At 43.8% G+C, this 16,043-nt stretch carries 17 protein-coding genes; all 17 read right to left on the bottom strand.

Translation table 11 applies throughout. The features are described from left to right. Positions 1-19: 19 nt before the first annotated feature. The 17 genes from SWOL_RS04435 to SWOL_RS04355 all read right to left on the bottom strand — a co-directional run bounded on the left by SWOL_RS04435 (position 20) and on the right by SWOL_RS04355 (position 16,041). Complete coding sequence (locus tag SWOL_RS04435) at positions 20-1,423, bottom strand: DUF342 domain-containing protein (protein WP_011640302.1); 1,404 nt, start codon at positions 1,421-1,423, stop codon at positions 20-22. A 14-nt stretch (positions 1,424-1,437) separates the two neighbouring features. Continuing rightward, complete coding sequence (locus SWOL_RS04430) at positions 1,438-2,220, bottom strand: FliA/WhiG family RNA polymerase sigma factor (RefSeq protein WP_011640301.1); 783 nt, start codon at positions 2,218-2,220, stop codon at positions 1,438-1,440. Continuing rightward, on the bottom strand, positions 2,221-2,706 hold the full coding sequence (locus SWOL_RS04425; RefSeq protein WP_011640300.1) for a chemotaxis protein CheD: 486 nt from the start codon (positions 2,704-2,706) through the stop codon (positions 2,221-2,223). Then, complete coding sequence (locus SWOL_RS04420) at positions 2,706-3,332, bottom strand: chemotaxis protein CheC (RefSeq protein ID WP_011640299.1); 627 nt, start codon at positions 3,330-3,332, stop codon at positions 2,706-2,708. Before SWOL_RS04420 ends, SWOL_RS04425 begins: the two co-directional genes overlap by 1 nt. A gap of 155 nt (positions 3,333-3,487) precedes the next feature. Then, the gene (locus tag SWOL_RS04415) at positions 3,488-3,952 is read right to left on the bottom strand and encodes a chemotaxis protein CheW (protein ID WP_011640298.1); all 465 of its coding nucleotides are present in this window, start codon (positions 3,950-3,952) and stop codon (positions 3,488-3,490) included. Positions 3,953-3,968: 16 nt separating this feature from the next. Next, a complete protein-coding gene (locus tag SWOL_RS04410; protein WP_011640297.1) occupies positions 3,969-6,002 on the bottom strand; it encodes a chemotaxis protein CheA in 2,034 nt (677 codons plus the stop codon). Between the two features lie 50 nt (positions 6,003-6,052). Next, positions 6,053-7,111: a protein-glutamate methylesterase/protein-glutamine glutaminase gene (locus SWOL_RS04405; protein WP_011640296.1), complete on the bottom strand. Its 1,059-nt coding sequence runs from the start codon at positions 7,109-7,111 to the stop codon at positions 6,053-6,055. Between the two features lie 14 nt (positions 7,112-7,125). Continuing rightward, positions 7,126-7,785, bottom strand: a complete 660-nt coding sequence (locus SWOL_RS04400) for a flagellar brake protein (RefSeq protein WP_011640295.1) — start codon at positions 7,783-7,785, stop codon at positions 7,126-7,128. Positions 7,786-7,804: 19 nt separating this feature from the next. Continuing rightward, entirely contained in the window at positions 7,805-8,707 is a 903-nt protein-coding gene (locus SWOL_RS04395) for a MinD/ParA family protein (protein WP_011640294.1), read from the bottom strand. Further along, positions 8,704-9,891 carry a flagellar biosynthesis GTPase FlhF gene (gene flhF, locus SWOL_RS04390; protein WP_011640293.1) on the bottom strand — a complete coding sequence of 396 codons (1,188 nt, stop codon included), beginning with the start codon at positions 9,889-9,891 and terminating at the stop codon, positions 8,704-8,706. The genes SWOL_RS04395 and flhF overlap by 4 nt, the downstream gene beginning before the upstream one ends. Continuing rightward, entirely contained in the window at positions 9,888-11,948 is a 2,061-nt protein-coding gene (gene flhA, locus SWOL_RS04385; protein WP_011640292.1) for a flagellar biosynthesis protein FlhA, read from the bottom strand. Before flhA ends, flhF begins: the two co-directional genes overlap by 4 nt. A 43-nt stretch (positions 11,949-11,991) precedes the next feature. Further along, positions 11,992-13,101 carry a flagellar biosynthesis protein FlhB gene (gene flhB / locus SWOL_RS04380; RefSeq protein ID WP_011640291.1) on the bottom strand — a complete coding sequence of 370 codons (1,110 nt, stop codon included), beginning with the start codon at positions 13,099-13,101 and terminating at the stop codon, positions 11,992-11,994. 6 nt (positions 13,102-13,107) lie between these two features. Then, the gene (gene fliR / locus SWOL_RS04375; protein ID WP_011640290.1) at positions 13,108-13,869 is read right to left on the bottom strand and encodes a flagellar biosynthetic protein FliR; all 762 of its coding nucleotides are present in this window, start codon (positions 13,867-13,869) and stop codon (positions 13,108-13,110) included. A 59-nt stretch (positions 13,870-13,928) separates the two neighbouring features. Beyond that, positions 13,929-14,201 carry a flagellar biosynthesis protein FliQ gene (gene fliQ / locus SWOL_RS04370; RefSeq protein ID WP_011640289.1) on the bottom strand — a complete coding sequence of 91 codons (273 nt, stop codon included), beginning with the start codon at positions 14,199-14,201 and terminating at the stop codon, positions 13,929-13,931. A 54-nt stretch (positions 14,202-14,255) separates the two neighbouring features. Further along, on the bottom strand, positions 14,256-15,038 hold the full coding sequence (gene fliP / locus SWOL_RS04365; protein ID WP_049750158.1) for a flagellar type III secretion system pore protein FliP: 783 nt from the start codon (positions 15,036-15,038) through the stop codon (positions 14,256-14,258). Continuing rightward, positions 15,022-15,654, bottom strand: coding sequence for a flagellar biosynthetic protein FliO (locus SWOL_RS04360; protein ID WP_011640287.1), 633 nt, complete (start codon positions 15,652-15,654; stop codon positions 15,022-15,024). The genes fliP and SWOL_RS04360 overlap by 17 nt, the downstream gene beginning before the upstream one ends. Before the next feature lie 24 nt (positions 15,655-15,678). Then, the gene (locus SWOL_RS04355; protein WP_011640286.1) at positions 15,679-16,041 is read right to left on the bottom strand and encodes a response regulator; all 363 of its coding nucleotides are present in this window, start codon (positions 16,039-16,041) and stop codon (positions 15,679-15,681) included. Positions 16,042-16,043 lie beyond the last annotated feature (2 nt).

The raw sequence follows: 16,043 nt of genomic DNA, 5'->3' as shown, positions 1-16,043 counted from the left end.
TCTATCATCCTCCTCAGGCCTAGCGCAGCGATGTTAACTTTACCTCCCCCTGATCCGAAACAAAAGCGGCGAATTTTACAATATCATTAACAATATACATGGATTGCCCTATGCTTATTCGTACTCCGGGATATACTGTCTCCAATACTTTAACTCTGGCCATACTACCCTTTTCAAATTCTTCTTCCAGATATATTATCCTCTCTTCTATCTCAGCTATTTCCTGACGCAATTTTTTAAAGTCTTCCAACATCTTTAACAAAGTCCTTCGTTTGTTTTCAGTAAGATTATCCGGAGTTACTCCGCTCCTCTGAAAAATCTGCAGGTTATTGCTGAGGTTGTCGAACAGCTTTTTCTTTTCCGTCTTTTGCTTAACCAGATTATGGTACTCGGCCCTGAACAAGGGATTAATACCTACCTCCACAATGGTTTGGGTAGCCAACTGAGAACCTAAAACTTTGGATTCGACTTCTTGAAAGGCTTGAATGCAGCCTCCAACAATTATGGCTTTTCTATCACTTACCCGAACACTTCCGCCAGCTTTTACGAAGGACTGCATTATGGCATCTTTTACGATTACATCTTTTCCTGCTTCTACCCGGGAATTTTCAATAAAACGGGCATAAATATTCTCCCCGGCTTTTACCAGGCTCTTAAGTCCTCCGGCAATGCCCCCTTTAACCACAATACTTCCCACAGCCGTAACATCCGCGCCCTCAATAAAGCCATTTATTTCTATATCTCCATCAGCCTTGACTTTAAAACCGGAATTTACCATTCCGCTTATCAAGATATTACCAATAAAATCAATGTCTCCCGTTGAATAATCTATGTTTCCATTTATATGTAATACCGGATCAACTACAACTTTATTATCCATTATGGCGACATGCCCATCAGTGGCTGCATAGAGGAATCTCTCTTCGTTATCTGCTACCGTGTTTTTGCCCCGGGGCAAGCGCAGTTCTTTAGGCTTTTTAGGAGGAATCTGAACCCCCATAACATTAGTCCCAGGTTCCCCTTCAATGGCCGGAATCCGCTCAACCAGCAAAGTACCCCTTTTAACATTGTAAATCAAGCCTAAATCATGGTAGTCAACATTACCTTTATCATCTACTTTGGGACCAATCCTTTCTTTGGGTAAGGGGAATTTAAAAATAATTGAGGCATTAACGCCATCTACCGGGGCCACACCTTCGGCTATCAATATATCTCGGCACCAGTTCTCTGCTAACACAGCTTGCTGGAGAGCCTCTTCCTTTATTCCGTATACTACTCCTTTATCCGCCAGTGCTTTTCTTACCTGTTCCAGGGAACATGGCACACCTTCCTCCTCAGGACCGGTAACTTCAACGAAGGCCCGCATCATATCCTTGTCAACTCTGACATTTACTTGACCATCTATTCTATGTTCCTCTGCCATAATTCACCATCCTCTTATATCACCAGGTTTTTCTTTTTACTGAGACTCCCTCTTAACCTCAGTATGGCCTTGGTATGCAACTGGGATATCCGTGATTCCGATAGGCTAATGGTAGCCCCTATCTCCTTCAGGGTTAAGCCCTCGTAATAATACAAATAGACCACCAGTTTTTCTTTATCCGGCAAACGGGAAATAGCTTTAGCTAGTAAATCCTTAACCTCATTAAACTCCACTATTTCCGATGCACTTATACTGTTATGGTCTTCCAGCAAGTCCAGCATCCGTTTCTTTTGTTCCCCATCTTCGCCCGGCAAAAAGTCATCTAAAGATATTATCGTAGTTGCAGCTACATCCCTTAAGAGTACCGCGAATTCATCAAGATTCAGGCCTAATTCTTCGGCCACCTCCGCATCACTGGCTGATCGACCTAACCTGGCTTCAACATTCATATAGGCCTTTTCCAGTTCCTTGCTTTTCTGCCGCAGAGAAACGGGAATCCAATCCATGGAGCGCAAACCGTCTATCATTGAACCCCTTATCCGGGTAATGGCATAGGTTTCAAACTTGATATTTCGTTTATGGTCAAATTTTTCAATAGCATCTATTAAACCTTCAATCCCGTAAGAAATCAGCTCGTCCAATTCTACCAGCGAAGAAAGATGAATAGCCAGACGGCTGGCTACATACTTAACCAGATGGGCAAAGTGAATTATCAACTGATCCCTGGCTTCAATATCCTCATTCTCTTTTAGTCGAATCCATAATGTAGCGAGATCAGGCTTTAAATCGGGTTTCATCTAAATAATTCTCTCCCCATGTCCAATGGTCTTAACCAGCAGATCTCCGGTTTCGGGATCGAAAATAATAGTGCGGCCATAATTTCCACCCGTATCACTGGAAAGCAACTTAATTCTATGGAGTTGCAGGTTTTCCTTTACCGCTACGCTATTACGCTCTCCGATTTTCATGATGTCGCTCTCCCCGGAAAACTTGAACATCTGCGCACCTCCGGCTATTTTAGCCAGGAGACGCGAGGCCTGGGCACCGTTTTTCTCCATTTCTCTGATGGCCAGTTTTAAACCGGTATCGGCAAACTTGGCTTCATTGCTGGCATTTTTGGCCTGGCTGCTGGAGGGTAGCATTATATGGGTCAGGCTTCCTAGTTTAATAACTTTATCATAAAGACATATACCGATACAGGAACCCAATCCAGCGGTTATCAATTTATCTGGTGCTGTAGCCATCTTAAAGTCAGCCATGCCGACTTGTATGATTTTGCTCATTATAGACTCACCCCAAGCGATGCTAGAATAACATCCAAAGAACCAGGCTCAGGCAAAAGGAAGAAATGACCTACTATTTCCTGATCGCCCCTCTTAAACTCTGTTTCCAAGACTAAAACATGGTCAGCCACAGCTCCAAATTGAGCCAGTACTGAATTCAAAATCGCCCCTGCCATATCAATGCCCAGGGCCGGTACAGAAGGACGAAAATCCAGTTGAGTAAACATGGCCAGGGCGTTTAGATAGGTAGCACAGATGATATTGCCCAGTTCCATAAGAGCTGAGATATCCATGTCGGATAGGTTGGAGGGATTAGTCTTTCCCCACTCTTTTCCCATCAACATATCCACCAGCAAACAGGCTTTGTCCACAGGGAGGAGAAAGAGAATGCTGGCAGGAGCGGAACCGGTGGCAACCAGGAAGAGACCGACTACATGAAGATCAGCTCCGCCCACCAGATCAGGTACCTCGGCAAAAGGCAATATATTGACCTGGGGAACATTCATATCTATCTTGGCATTTAACAACTGAGCCAGGGCTGTAGCGGCATTTCCCGAACCTATATTGCCAATTTCTCTAAGAATATCCAACTGTATTCCGGAAAGCTCACTGAAATCGTATACCACTTATCTTCACCTAACTCCCTTTATTGATTACTCTGCAACAAACAGGAAATAGTATTGAACGAGTTGAGGGGTTAATGCTATATATCAGAAGAACCGTCCCTATGATATACCTAGAGTCTATTACATATAAATACTACTTTTATATGGTAAATCCTTTATTCGATAATTTTTTGCAAATCCAGCAAAAGAAACAGTCTATCATCTACCCGGGCAATTCCCTTAATAAAATCCGAACTCATCGAACTATAGACCTTGTCCGTTTCTTCTATTGCGTTGTTATTCAAAGCGAGAACCTCGGATACTTCATCCACAATAATTCCCGCTTTTAAATCATCATACTGAAAAACTACAATGCGTTTATCCTCTTCTTCCCCGGCAGATTCAATACTGAAACGCTTATGTAAGTTTATTATGGGAACAATGTTGCCCCTGAGGTTTACCACCCCTTCAATATGCTTGGCACTACGGGGCACTCTGGTAATACTCAGGAGGCGGACAATCTCCTGTACATGCAAAATATCTACGGCATATTCTTCTTTTCCCAGCCGGAAAGCCACTACCTGAATTCCGTCATTATGAGTAAATCCTTCTTCACTTTGTAGATTTACCGTATTATCCATGAATTCACACCTCCAATTAAAAAAGGGTAGCTATGTCAATGATAAGTCTTACGAAGCCGTCACCTGCAACAATTGCTCCTGCTATGCCTGGAATACCAGCCAGTATTTTACCCAGGGATTTGATTACTATTTCCTGCTGTCCTATCAGGGTATCAACTACCAGGCCGATTTGTCGTTCTCCTTTACGTACTATCACCACATACATTTCTTCTTCGTTGGCAGCTGCTTCACCTGGTATTTCCAAAAGGCTGGCCAGCCGGAATAGCGGCAATACATTTCCCCTGAGTACGATGACTTCCTGGTTTTGTACCATTTTAATATCTTCATTTTTAATCATAGTGGTTTCATCCACTGAACCCAGGGGTATGGCATAGATTTCATCATGTACGGAAATCATCAGGGCTTGAATAATGGCCAGGGTTAGGGGCAATTTAATCCTGAACCGGGTTCCCTGACCCGGTCGGGAATCAACAAATATCTCCCCGGAGAGAGATTCTATCTTGGTTTTTACTACATCGAGCCCCACTCCTCGCCCGGAGACATCGGTTATATTCTCGGTGGTGCTAAAGCCCGGACTAAAGAGGATTTGACTAGCCTCCTCGGGGCTTATTACTTCCGCTTCTTTTGCGCTTATAATTCCTTTTTCCACCGCTTTTTCCAGTGTTCTTTTGATATTAATTCCCGCCCCGTCATCTTCGACCTCAATATAAACATTGTTTCCTTCATGCCGGGCGCGCAGAATTACGGTGGCTTTCTGCGGCTTTCCTCTTTTCAAGCGTTCTTGAGGTGACTCAACACCATGGTCAACGGCATTTCTCAACAGATGCACCAGAGGATCCCCGATTTCATCAATAACGGTACGATCCAGTTCCGTTTCTTTGCCCTCGATAAGAAAATCGACTTCTTTATTCAACTCCTTGGCCAGATCTCTTACCATCCGGGGAAAACGGTTAAATACCTGTTCAACCGGAACCATACGTACTTTCATGACCACTGACTGGAGATCACCGCTAATCCGATCAATCTGTTCAATGGTCTCATTTAGCTCATCGATTTTACTACTCGCTCCGATTTGTTCCAAGCGTCCCTTGTGCATGACCAGTTCGCCCACCAAATTCATCAATATGTCCAATCGTTCTATATCAACCCGGACGGTCTGTTTGACTTTGTGCCCTTTTTGTTCTTTACTCTCCTTAAGCACATCCTGGCTACTGCTTATCTGATCACCGTTTGTTTCTTGCTGGCTACCTGAAGCCAGCGAAGCAAAGTTAATTTCTTTAATTTCCCTTACCTTAATTTCAGAAATAGCATTCAAACGTCCTTCCAATTCCTTGATGGATGAAGCAGTGATTACCAGCAGTTCGATTTCCTCACTAAATTTTCCTTCTTCAATATCCGAAGCTGGAGGAAAGGATTTTATAATTTCGCTATCTTCTTCCAAAACCTTAAAAACCATAAAGGCACGAACCGATTTCATTAAACATCCAGGATCCACAAAAAGTCTAATATAGATACTGGCAAAATTCCTGCTGGCGGCCTCACGCATAACCGTCATATCATACTGGTTAAAATCAAATGATGTAGTATTAGAATGCTGTGTAGTAAGGATTTCCTCCGGTTTCAAGTCCTGCCCGTTATCAGCCGCAGGAGCTGTCGTTTGAAAACCGCCGCCCTTAATACTCTCCAGAATCATTATCAACTCACTGTTATCCATTTCTCCAGAGCCATTGGATTCAATCCGCTCAATAATTAGCTGGAGCCGGTCGAAACATTGGAAGAGAATATCCACCACCTGGGGAGTTACCTCCAAAAGACCTTCTTTCAAATCAGATAAAATATTTTCCATGTGGTGGGTCAGGTCAGCCAGGTCTTCAAAGCCCATAGTTGAAGACATACCTTTAAGGGTATGGGCGGCTCGAAATATTTCGTTCAAGGCCGCAATATCGCCGGAGTTTTTCTCCCAGTCCAGTAGTTTTTGGTTCAGGCTCTCCAAATGCTCTTTGCTCTCCTCCAAAAAAACATCTAGATACTGGGACATATCCATCTTCATCTCAACCACCTCCATTAAGAAATAGCTCGCCTTAGTACTGGCAAAGCCAATTACAGCATACTTAATACTTCCTCAGTGATTTCCGATAGCGGAACTATCTTATCGACCAAACCTGTTTCCACTGCCGCTTTGGGCATACCATATACAACACAAGTAGACTGATGTTCCGCAATAATTCTTCCCTTCTTCTCCTTTATACATGGCAATGCTGCGGCCCCATCATTACCCATACCCGTCATAATTACACATACTATATGAGACCAGAATTGTTTAGCTACCGACTTCAACATAATATCAGCCGCCGGGCGCAATCCTCCCCGGGGCTTGGATTGATCCAGTTCAATATATAGTTCGTTTTCCGTACCCTTTAAGCGTGATTTAGCTTTTAAATGATAATCACCGGGGGCTATATAAACGCAAGCAGGCAGCACTTTTTCTCCATGCTCAGCCTCCTTCACTCTGAGTTCCGACAATGAATCCAGTCTTTCCGCCAGTGATCTGGTAAAACCCGGCGGCATATGTTGTACTACCAAAATAGCGGCATCAATACCAGCCGGGAAACGAGGTATGACCTGATGCAGGGCTTTGGGTCCCCCGGTAGAGGCAGCGATTACCACCAGTTTATTTAATTTTCTATCCTGGTCTGGTAATGATTTTTTGGCTTTGACAACCGGCTCGTGTAGACTTTGGTATACTGGTAGTTTTCTACTGGTATTTGCCGCTACCTTGAGCTTTTTTATAAGTTCCTCTTTAACACTTAAAACATCCAAAGATATCTGCCCTGATGGCTTAGCAATAAAATCAACCGCACCCAACTGTAAGGCTTTTAAAGTTTGTTCCGTGCCTTTTTGGCTAAGACTGCTGAATATTATTACTGGTAACGCTTGGGATTCCATTATCCGGCTTAATGTTGATAAACCATCAAGAACCGGCATTTCAATATCCATGACAACTACATCCGGTTGCAGTTCTCTAATCTTCTCCAGGGCCTCTTGCCCATTGCCAGCTTTCCCCACTATTTCCAGCTCATCGTCGCTATTTATCATATCGCCAATCATCTTGCGCATGAAGGCGGAGTCGTCAACCACCAGCACTTTCTTCCTGGGCATATTACAGCCCTCCTCTATTCTGTTACTCCTTTTCTAAGCCACTCACGCTGCTTATCAAAAATAAATCGGAATATCCGGTCTCGCTGTCCTTCGTTAATATCGTCATATTCAATGGCATATTTATTATTGCTTCCTTCTTCGCTGGCTTTGCCCAGCACCCTCACTACATGTGCCTGGCAAAATATTGAATCACTATCCGGTAATTTAATTTCGACTTCTATCTTTTGATCCTTCTCCATATCCTGAGGAGACAATAGAAGCATACCCCCGGCACTGATATCGCCGGTAACTCCTTGCAGCAGCTCCCCTTTCTCCCCATCAGCCAATAGTAACCTGAAGGCTACGGGAATAGCTACACTAATACGGACATAAGTTCTCTTTTGGTTTATAGCTATTAAATCTTTAGGTTTACTGACAATTAATACCGGAATATGCCCCCTCCTGCGGGCAGCAATAACCGTAGTAGCCGCAAACATAGTATTCCTGTAGCGTAAAACAATTCTAATCTTTTGACCAACCCTCATGGTGATGTACATACCTTTGCGCATGGGCATAGAAATATGCCAGTGCTCATCGCTTATCTCTTCCAGGCGACTGGGTAGGTATTCCTTCCCAATATTATTTTCCATTTCAATTTCCAGCAAGTGATTAACCTTGATAATATCCGCTCTCATTGATTAATTCTCCCTTATCTCACTTAACCAAGCCGGCAATTTTCTCAATAAAGTATCTTATTCCCCCACGTTTTGATTCCAAGCCCGGGCTTTTTTGACCACTGGCTTCAATCAGGCGATCAACAATAGTATTGATGTTCCTGGTAGCGGTACTGCGGGGGTAGATCTGGACAAAAGCCTTCTGACGCCTGATCCCTTCTCCAATTAAGGGTTCATTTACAATATGACCCAGAGGTTTAATCTCACAGGAGAGGAACTTTTGACAAACCAGTTTAAATTTTTCTGCTACCAGTATACCTTCGGAATCATTGGCTACCTTATTGACTACCAGGTATATACTTCCGGCAAAGGAGTTTTTAGCCACATTTTTTACTAAACTATACGCATCAGTTATGGCAGTTGGTTCCGGAGTAGTTATAACGATTATATCTTCAGCAGCCAGGAGAAAGTTCATAACACTCTTGGAGATACCAGCACCGGTATCGATAATCATATAATCATATGCACCATCCAGCTTGCGCAATTCTACTAATATTCTCTTAAGTTCTGTATTCTCGAGGTTAGCCAACTCACTTATACCTGATCCCCCAGGAATGATTTTTAAGCCCTCAGGACCAGATATAGTAATCTCTTCCATACTCTTCTTCTGTTGGACTATATGGTAGATATTAAATTTAGTAACCAGGCCCAACATAACATCAAGATTAGCCAGGCCCATATCAGCATCCATCAGTATTATCTTCATGCCCCGGGCGCAAAGATTGAGACTCAGGTTTAGCGCCAGGGTACTTTTCCCCACTCCACCTTTGCCGCTGCTAATTACTACTACCCGGCTATATCTCAAATCCCGCCTTATCTCCGCCTCTATTTCCTGTTTCAGGTTTAAGGCCATTTCTCTCAATCTATCCGCCTGGTCTCTCATATTGCTCCCCCTTCCCTGAGCAACGTTCGCGCCAGTTCAAGGGTATCAGGCACCTCGATATCATCGGGAACATTTTGACCCGTAGTTAAATAAGCAATAGGCTTGCGAATATGATAAATAGTATTTAGGATTCTCCCGTAATTGCAACTTTCATCCAGCTTAGTAAAAATAATCTTATCCACACCGATAAGATTAAATTGTTGGTAAATATTGATTAAGTCCCTGCTGTCAGTGGTAACGCTCAATACCAAAATAGTTTCATCAGGATTTGCTGCCTCAATAAAGTCCTGCAATTCCCCCATATGTTCGTCCTTATAGGGACTGCGCCCAGCCGTATCTACAAAAATAATGTCTTTTTTTTGATACTGTTTAATGGCTTCTCCGAGGTCTTGGGGATTAAATACTACACTTATGGGTATACCGATTATGTCAGCAAAGGTTCTAAGCTGCTGAGCGGCTGAAACACGATAGGTATCCAGCGTAATCAAGGCTACCTCCTTGCCTTCCAAAAAGCTCATATTGGCGGCTAATTTGGCTATGGTTGTGGTCTTGCCTACGCCGGTAGGCCCCACCATAAAAACCAGAGCTCCTTTTTTGTCCCGCTGCAACTCAATGGGTTTTATATCATCTATGTATTCTTGAATAGTATGTAAACACAAATCCCGTACCCAGAGTTCATCCCCTTTACTATCCTTCGGTAAACGAGATTCGACCCGGTTGATTATCTTAAGAGCCAGTTCCTTCTCAACCTGGTTGTTTATAAGGGTTTCGTAAAATGCCTGCACCTCTCCGGAAATGCCTTTAATCTGCTCAACTTCATAAAACTTTACTTTCACATCGTTTATAAGGTTTTTCATGGTTTGTAGTTCCTGCAATAATTCGCCTGGTGCGCTTTGAGCTATGGCTTTCGCTCCCGGATTCGCGTTCTGCGGGGAAAAAGCAGGGCTATTGGGTTCAGCGGCAGCTGCCGTGGGAGATACCGGTTTTCTCAAACGGTCGCTGTTTACTTGCAAGCTTTCATCCACGGCCACCGTTATTTCTACTTGAGGTGAAAAGAGAAAACTAAAAATACCTCCCCTTCTCACCTTGCTGGTATGTAAGATTATGGCATCGCTGCCCATTTCTTTTTTAGCCTGCTTTAAAGCTCCCTTAAAATCCTTGGCTATAAATTTTTTTATTATCATGGTGACACCATCCCAATCACTTCAACACTAATCCCTGCATCAATCTCATTATAAGATAGCACCAGCAAATGGGGAATAAATCGCTCCAACAGGCGTTTAAGATACAAACGCAAAACCGGTGCACACAAAAGCACAGGTGTTATCCCTTTATTGCTTAAATCCTCATAATACAAAGATAACTTATCCACCATCTTTTGTGCAATATCTGGATCAACTGCCAAATAGGAACCAAAGTCACTCTGCTGCACCGAATCCCTTAGTATTCCCTCCAGAGAGGGGTCAAGCGTAAGCACGGTCAACCTGCCCTCTTCGCCGGCATATTGCAAACTGATCTGTCTCTTCAAGGCTTGCCGCACATATTCAGTTAATACATCGGTGTCCTTGGTGATTTTAGCGTAATCAGCCAGAGTTTCCAGGATACTCACCATATCTCTGATAGCTACCTGTTCTTTGAGCAGATTGGCCAGGACTTTTTGTACATCACCAATATTCATCAAATCAGGTATTAATTCCTCCACTACTGCAGAATTTTGCTCTCGGATAAAGCTTATGGTATTTTGTATTTCCTGTCTTCCCAGTAACTCAAAAGCATGGGTTTTAATAATGGAGGTCAGGTGAGTAGCCAATACCGATGGTGGATCCACCACCGTATAACCTTTTAGTTCGGCCGGGTCTTTTGCCGTTGTGTCGATCCAGCGTGCCGGCAGGTTAAAAGCCGGCTCAATAGTATCAATACCCAGGAGTTCCTGATCATTTTCTATTCCTGGTCCCATGGCCAGGTAATGATCTAAAAATAATTCTCCAGCGGCAATTTGCGATCCTTTTATTTTTATTACGTAGTTGTTGGGCTTTAATTGCATATTATCCCGGATACGAATGGGTGGCACTACAAAACCCAGCTCTACCGCACATTGGCGCCGAATCATAACAATCCGCTCCAGGAGATCCCCTCCCTGTTCGGCATCAACCAGGGGTATCAGACCATAGCCCAGTTCCATCTCCATTTTCTCCACCTGCAACAGCTCTACCACATTTTCCGGCTTCTTGATGGCCTCTGCTTCTTCCACTTCCTCCAAACGCTCTTCATCTACCAAGTCGCCGGTAGAATTACGGAAAAGCATATAAAGTATGCCGAAAAAGGCCGCCAGCGAATACATGGGCAACCGGGGTAACCCTATGCTACCCAGGACCAGCAGAATAACTGCGGCCAAACCCATGGCTTTGGGATAGGCAAACAACTGGGTGGTCATTTCCTGTCCCAGGCTTAGCTTGGAGGCGCTCCGGGTTACCACAATTCCGGTTGCGGTTGAAATGAGCAAGGCGGGAATCTGCGTAACCAGCCCATCTCCAACCGTCAGAAGAGTATAAACCTGCAAGGCCTCATCCCAGCTCATGCCTTTCTGGGCCATACCTATGATAAAACCACCAACGATATTGATTATTATAATAATTATGCCAGCAATAGCATCACCCTTGACGAACTTGCTGGCACCATCCATGGCCCCGTAAAAATCAGCTTCCCGCTGGATGTTTTCTCGTCGGCTTCTGGCGGTATCCTCATCAATAAGCCCGGCATTTAAATCTGCATCAATAGCCATCTGTTTTCCGGGCATGGCATCCAGGGTAAAGCGGGCGGCAACTTCAGATACCCTTTCTGCTCCTTTGGTAATAACTATAAACTGAATTACCACTAAAATGAGAAAAATAACCATACCTACTACCGGGTTGCCCCCTACCACAAAATTGCCAAAAGACTGGATTACTTCTCCAGCATAGGCATATAAGAGTACCAGCCGGGTGGAAGATACATTCAGAGATAAACGAAAAAGGGTCATGACCAGTAGCAACGATGGAAATACTGAAAACTCCAGCGGTTCGGTATTGAACATGGAGACCATCAATATTATCAAGGCAAAGCTGATATTAAAGCTCAGCAAGATGTCCAGCAATACTGGTTTCATAGGAATAATCATCATCATAACGATGCTGACTACCAGTATAGCAATCATCAGATCACTGTGCTTAAACAAGCTATTCATCCAAACCCTCGACTCCATAAACCTATCCTCCCACCCCTATCCCCAGGGATGCAGAGCAGCCTTACACTACTCTTTTCTTCTGCTTGTAGACGAAAGCCAGGACTTCGGCCACGGCCTGGTAGAGTTCCTCTGGCACCAGGTCGCCGATTTCCGTGTTGTAATAAAGCGTCCTGGCCAGAACAGGATTCTCAACTATTACTACCCCATGCATTCGGGCAATCTCTTTTATTTTTAGAGCCATGAAATCCTTACCCCGGGCTACCACCACCGGAGCTTCCATCTTTGAAGCCTCATACTTTAATACTACTGCAAAATGAGTCGGATTAGTTATAACTACATCAGCCTTAGGAACTTCAGCCATCATCCTCTGCATGGCTATATCCCTTTGAATTCGTCTCTGCCGTGATTTCAGCTGCGGGTCTCCTTCTGTCTGTTTGTATTCCTGCTTAATCTCATATTTGCTCATCTTTAGCGACTTTTCATGCTCATACCATTGAAATATATAATCTGCTATCCCTATAATGATAAAGACCAATCCCACTTTCATCGCCATCTCGAAAACAATACTGCTTAAGACCTGCAAGCCGGCAATGAGCTCCATGTCAATAAAACGAGGGAAAAGGATATAATGTTTTCTCATTACCGAATATACTATATATCCGGTCACTATTACCTTGAGCAAGGATTTGCCCAACTCCACCAGAGCTCGCTTGGAAAAGATCCTTTTAAATCCTTCCACCGGGTTAAGCCTTTCCAGCTTGGGGGTCAGGCTTTCCCCGCTAAAGACGAATCCCACCTGCAAATAGGTAATCAGCAGGGCTACTATGAAAGTAGTCAAAAATATGGGAAAAATCATTTTTCCCATTATAATTAAGACCTCGAGCAACATGAAATATATATAATCATTGGAAAAATCCTGCTGGGTTCTCTGCAACAGGTATAAAGTTGTGAAGGACTTTAGATTATTAACCATATAGGGAAAGGCCATAAAACTGGCCACGGAGCCAGCGATAAGAATAATGGCTGAGTTAAGGTCGGTACTCTTGAATACCTGGCCTTTTTTCCGGGCTTCTTCCCGCCGACGTGGTGTAGCCTTTTCTGTTTTCTCCCCCATGCCATCATCCGCAAAAAGCTGCAGGTCCATGAGGAAATACCGGTATTGTTCCTCCATAATTCTTTACCCCATAAAAAGAATAATTCGATCCAGATAGCCGAAAAACTCGGCAAAAAGAACATTGTATACCCAGAGATAAATGGGTAAAAGAAGAAGCAGGGTGATCAAGCCCAAAAATATTTTTAGGGGCAGCCCCACCAGAAATACATTCATCTGCGGTACGGTTCTGGCTATAAAACCCATAGCCACATCACTGGTCAAAATGGCGACCAGCATGGGCGCCGCAATCTTTACCGCAACCACAAAGATATAAGTCCCTACTTCCACCAGCAGTTCCAAAAAACCGCCCGGCAAATGGGCACTCATAACCGGAACTATGGCATAGCTCTGGGCTAATGCCTGCAGAAGATAATGATGACCATCAATAGCCAGGTAAGTCAATAAAGCCAGGGCTTGGGTAAAGTTGCCCATTAAGGGGATTTGGGTCCCTGACTGCGGGTCAACCACATTTACAATGGAAAACCCCATCAGCATATCCATTAGCTGCCCGGACAGTTGTATGGTGGCTAAAACCGCATAAATAACAAAGCCAATGGTATAACCGATAAAGATCTCCACCGCCAGAGCCGCTATGAACAAACCGGGCGTATTGATATTCCGGCTATATTCCACCGGTACAAAATAGGCCAGGGTAGCCGCCAACATTATAACAATTAAAGCTCTAACCCGCCCCGGCATCATCCTGCTGCTGAATATGGGAGCAGTGATAAAAAGTCCGGACAGGCGGGCCAGCAAAAAGAAAAAGCTTTCCAAAGCATAGGGCATATAGCTTTACCGTCCTTTTTTTAAGCATCGGAAGAAACTGCGGAGCAATCTCAACACAGTTATATCGTAACAAAACTAGGGATAGCCAGAAAAAGGTCATGAGTAAAAGCAGTAATTACATTGAGCATCCAGGGTCCGAAAATAATTATCACCAAAAAAACTACAATTATTTTGGGCACAAAGGTCAAGGTCATCTCCTGCAGTTGAGTAGTGGCCTGTAGAATACTTATAAGCAAACCGGTAATCAAAGCAGCCCCCAGAACCGGAGCGGAAAGCAGCAAAACCACTATTAAAGCTTCATTGGCTATTCCCAGAATTATATTCTCGTACAATGCAGATTTCTCCTCTCCTGCCACTTGCCAGGACTTTGCTTCATACCCTCAAAATTATTTAAAACTCAGTATCAAGGATTGTATAACCAGGTTCCAGCCATCAACCAGAACAAAGAGCAGTATCTTAAAGGGCAGTGAAATCATCATCGGAGGCAGCATCATCATGCCCATGGACATCAAGGCGCTGGCCACCACCATATCAATTATCAGAAAAGGAATAAAGATAATAAAGCCTATCTGGAAAGCCGTCTTCAATTCGCTGATTACGAAAGAAGGAATCAAAACATAGTTGGGAATGTCTTTAAAATTATGCGGCCTTTCCATCTTGGACATTTTCACAAAAAGAGCCAGATCTTTTTCCCGGGTTTGTTTAAACATAAAACTTCGCAAGGGATTCATCCCTTTTTCAAAGGCTTGCTCCTGGGTGATTTTTCCCTTAAAATAAGGCTGCAAAGCCTGTGAATTTACTTCTTGAAATGTTGGGGCCATGACAAAAAAAGTAAGAAAAAGAGCCATACCAATCAAGAGTTGGTTGGGGGGCATCTGCTGGGTGGCCAGTGAAGTTCGAATAAAGGCCAGTACTACCATGATCCGGGTAAAAGAGGTTAGCATAATCAATATGGCAGGAGCCAGGGTAAGGACGGTAATAAGTATTATTAGCTGCAAGGCTACGGACAAGTCTTGGGGCTCACCTGCCCCTCCACCAATTTGCAGGTTCAGATTAGGTAACTGCAATGGTTCTGCGGCCACTGTGCCGGGAAAAACCAGCAGAAGCAAGAAAAGCAGAAATAGTATTTTGGCATAGGATAAGCCCCATATATTAGTCTTTGTTTTCATCACTTCTTTTGCTGCCAAGCCTTTTTTCCTCCATACTCTTATATGAAAGCTGTTCTAATCGCCTGACCTGTTCACCCATAAGCAGGCTGAAATCTTTCCGATCCGGTTTGGATTTCTTGAATCCAAAAGCACTTAGTTTCTTTTTGAGCTCCGATAAACCAGCCCCGGTCGGCTTTTCTCCGGGCGAAATATCTATCTGACTAATCTCTTCACGGAGTTTAGGGTTGTCTACCTCGAAAAGAAAAGAAATGCTATGATCAGTAACTCCAATAGCATACAGCTTTTCACCAATTTCACATAAGACTATGCCCCGGTTTTGACCCATAATCACCTCGTCAACCACGTGTAACCAGCTTCCTTGCATTTTTTGATTAACCTGTTTTCCGAATATGCGGATCACCGACCAGGCAGCAGCAATAATCAGTCCCAACACCACAATAAGTTTAAGGAAATCCAACCACAGGCTGGAGGAGCGATCGTTACTGGGGGGTTCTTTGTCCAGTTCCTGGTTCAAATCACTCATATTATCAATGGCCCCAACATTCCCAGCCAGCATAGCCATTACAAGCAAGGCCAGGATTGCCAGAGGGAAAATCCTTTTACGCCAGGCAATCATACTCTTCACTTCCAAACCAGCTAGTTAGACCAGTGCCTTGCTTACTGCTTCAATCACTCTTTCCGGTTGAAAAGGTTTTACAATAAAATCTTTGGCCCCGGCCTGTATGGCATCGATTACCATAGCTTGCTGGCCCATGGCACTGCACATTATGATACGAGCTGCGGGGTCTACTGCTTTTATCTCTTTAACCGCAGCTATACCATCCATCTCCGGCATGGTTATATCCATTGTTACCAGATCCGGTTTCAGTTCTTTGTATTTTTCTATAGCTACATTACCGTTTTCCGCCTCCCCCACAACAGTATAGCCGTTTTTACTTAATATATCTTTTATCATCATCCTCATAAAAGCAGCATCATCAACAATCAATACTCTTTTCCCCATGG

This window comes from Syntrophomonas wolfei subsp. wolfei str. Goettingen G311 (assembly GCF_000014725.1).
GTDB lineage: Bacteria > Bacillota > Syntrophomonadia > Syntrophomonadales > Syntrophomonadaceae > Syntrophomonas > Syntrophomonas wolfei.
This window is presented reverse-complemented; position numbering and strand designations above follow the sequence as displayed.

Bases quoted from the DNA above. Each gene is read 5' to 3' on its own strand.
- SWOL_RS04435 (WP_011640302.1), bottom strand. From the start codon at position 1,423: ATGGCAGAGGAACATAGAATAGATGGTCAAGTAAATGTCAGAGTTGAC.
- SWOL_RS04430 (WP_011640301.1), bottom strand. From the start codon at position 2,220: ATGAAACCCGATTTAAAGCCTGATCTCGCTACATTATGGATTCGACTA.
- SWOL_RS04425 (WP_011640300.1), bottom strand. From the start codon at position 2,706: ATGAGCAAAATCATACAAGTCGGCATGGCTGACTTTAAGATGGCTACA.
- SWOL_RS04415 (WP_011640298.1), bottom strand. From the start codon at position 3,952: ATGGATAATACGGTAAATCTACAAAGTGAAGAAGGATTTACTCATAAT.
- SWOL_RS04410 (WP_011640297.1), bottom strand. From the start codon at position 6,002: ATGAAGATGGATATGTCCCAGTATCTAGATGTTTTTTTGGAGGAGAGC.
- SWOL_RS04405 (WP_011640296.1), bottom strand. From the start codon at position 7,111: ATGCCCAGGAAGAAAGTGCTGGTGGTTGACGACTCCGCCTTCATGCGC.
- SWOL_RS04400 (WP_011640295.1), bottom strand. From the start codon at position 7,785: ATGAGAGCGGATATTATCAAGGTTAATCACTTGCTGGAAATTGAAATG.
- SWOL_RS04395 (WP_011640294.1), bottom strand. From the start codon at position 8,707: ATGAGAGACCAGGCGGATAGATTGAGAGAAATGGCCTTAAACCTGAAA.
- flhF (WP_011640293.1), bottom strand. From the start codon at position 9,891: ATGATAATAAAAAAATTTATAGCCAAGGATTTTAAGGGAGCTTTAAAG.
- flhA (WP_011640292.1), bottom strand. From the start codon at position 11,948: ATGGAGTCGAGGGTTTGGATGAATAGCTTGTTTAAGCACAGTGATCTG.
- flhB (WP_011640291.1), bottom strand. From the start codon at position 13,101: ATGGAGGAACAATACCGGTATTTCCTCATGGACCTGCAGCTTTTTGCG.
- fliR (WP_011640290.1), bottom strand. From the start codon at position 13,869: ATGCCCTATGCTTTGGAAAGCTTTTTCTTTTTGCTGGCCCGCCTGTCC.
- fliP (WP_049750158.1), bottom strand. From the start codon at position 15,038: ATGAAAACAAAGACTAATATATGGGGCTTATCCTATGCCAAAATACTA.
- SWOL_RS04360 (WP_011640287.1), bottom strand. From the start codon at position 15,654: ATGATTGCCTGGCGTAAAAGGATTTTCCCTCTGGCAATCCTGGCCTTG.
- SWOL_RS04355 (WP_011640286.1), bottom strand. From the start codon at position 16,041: ATGGGGAAAAGAGTATTGATTGTTGATGATGCTGCTTTTATGAGGATG.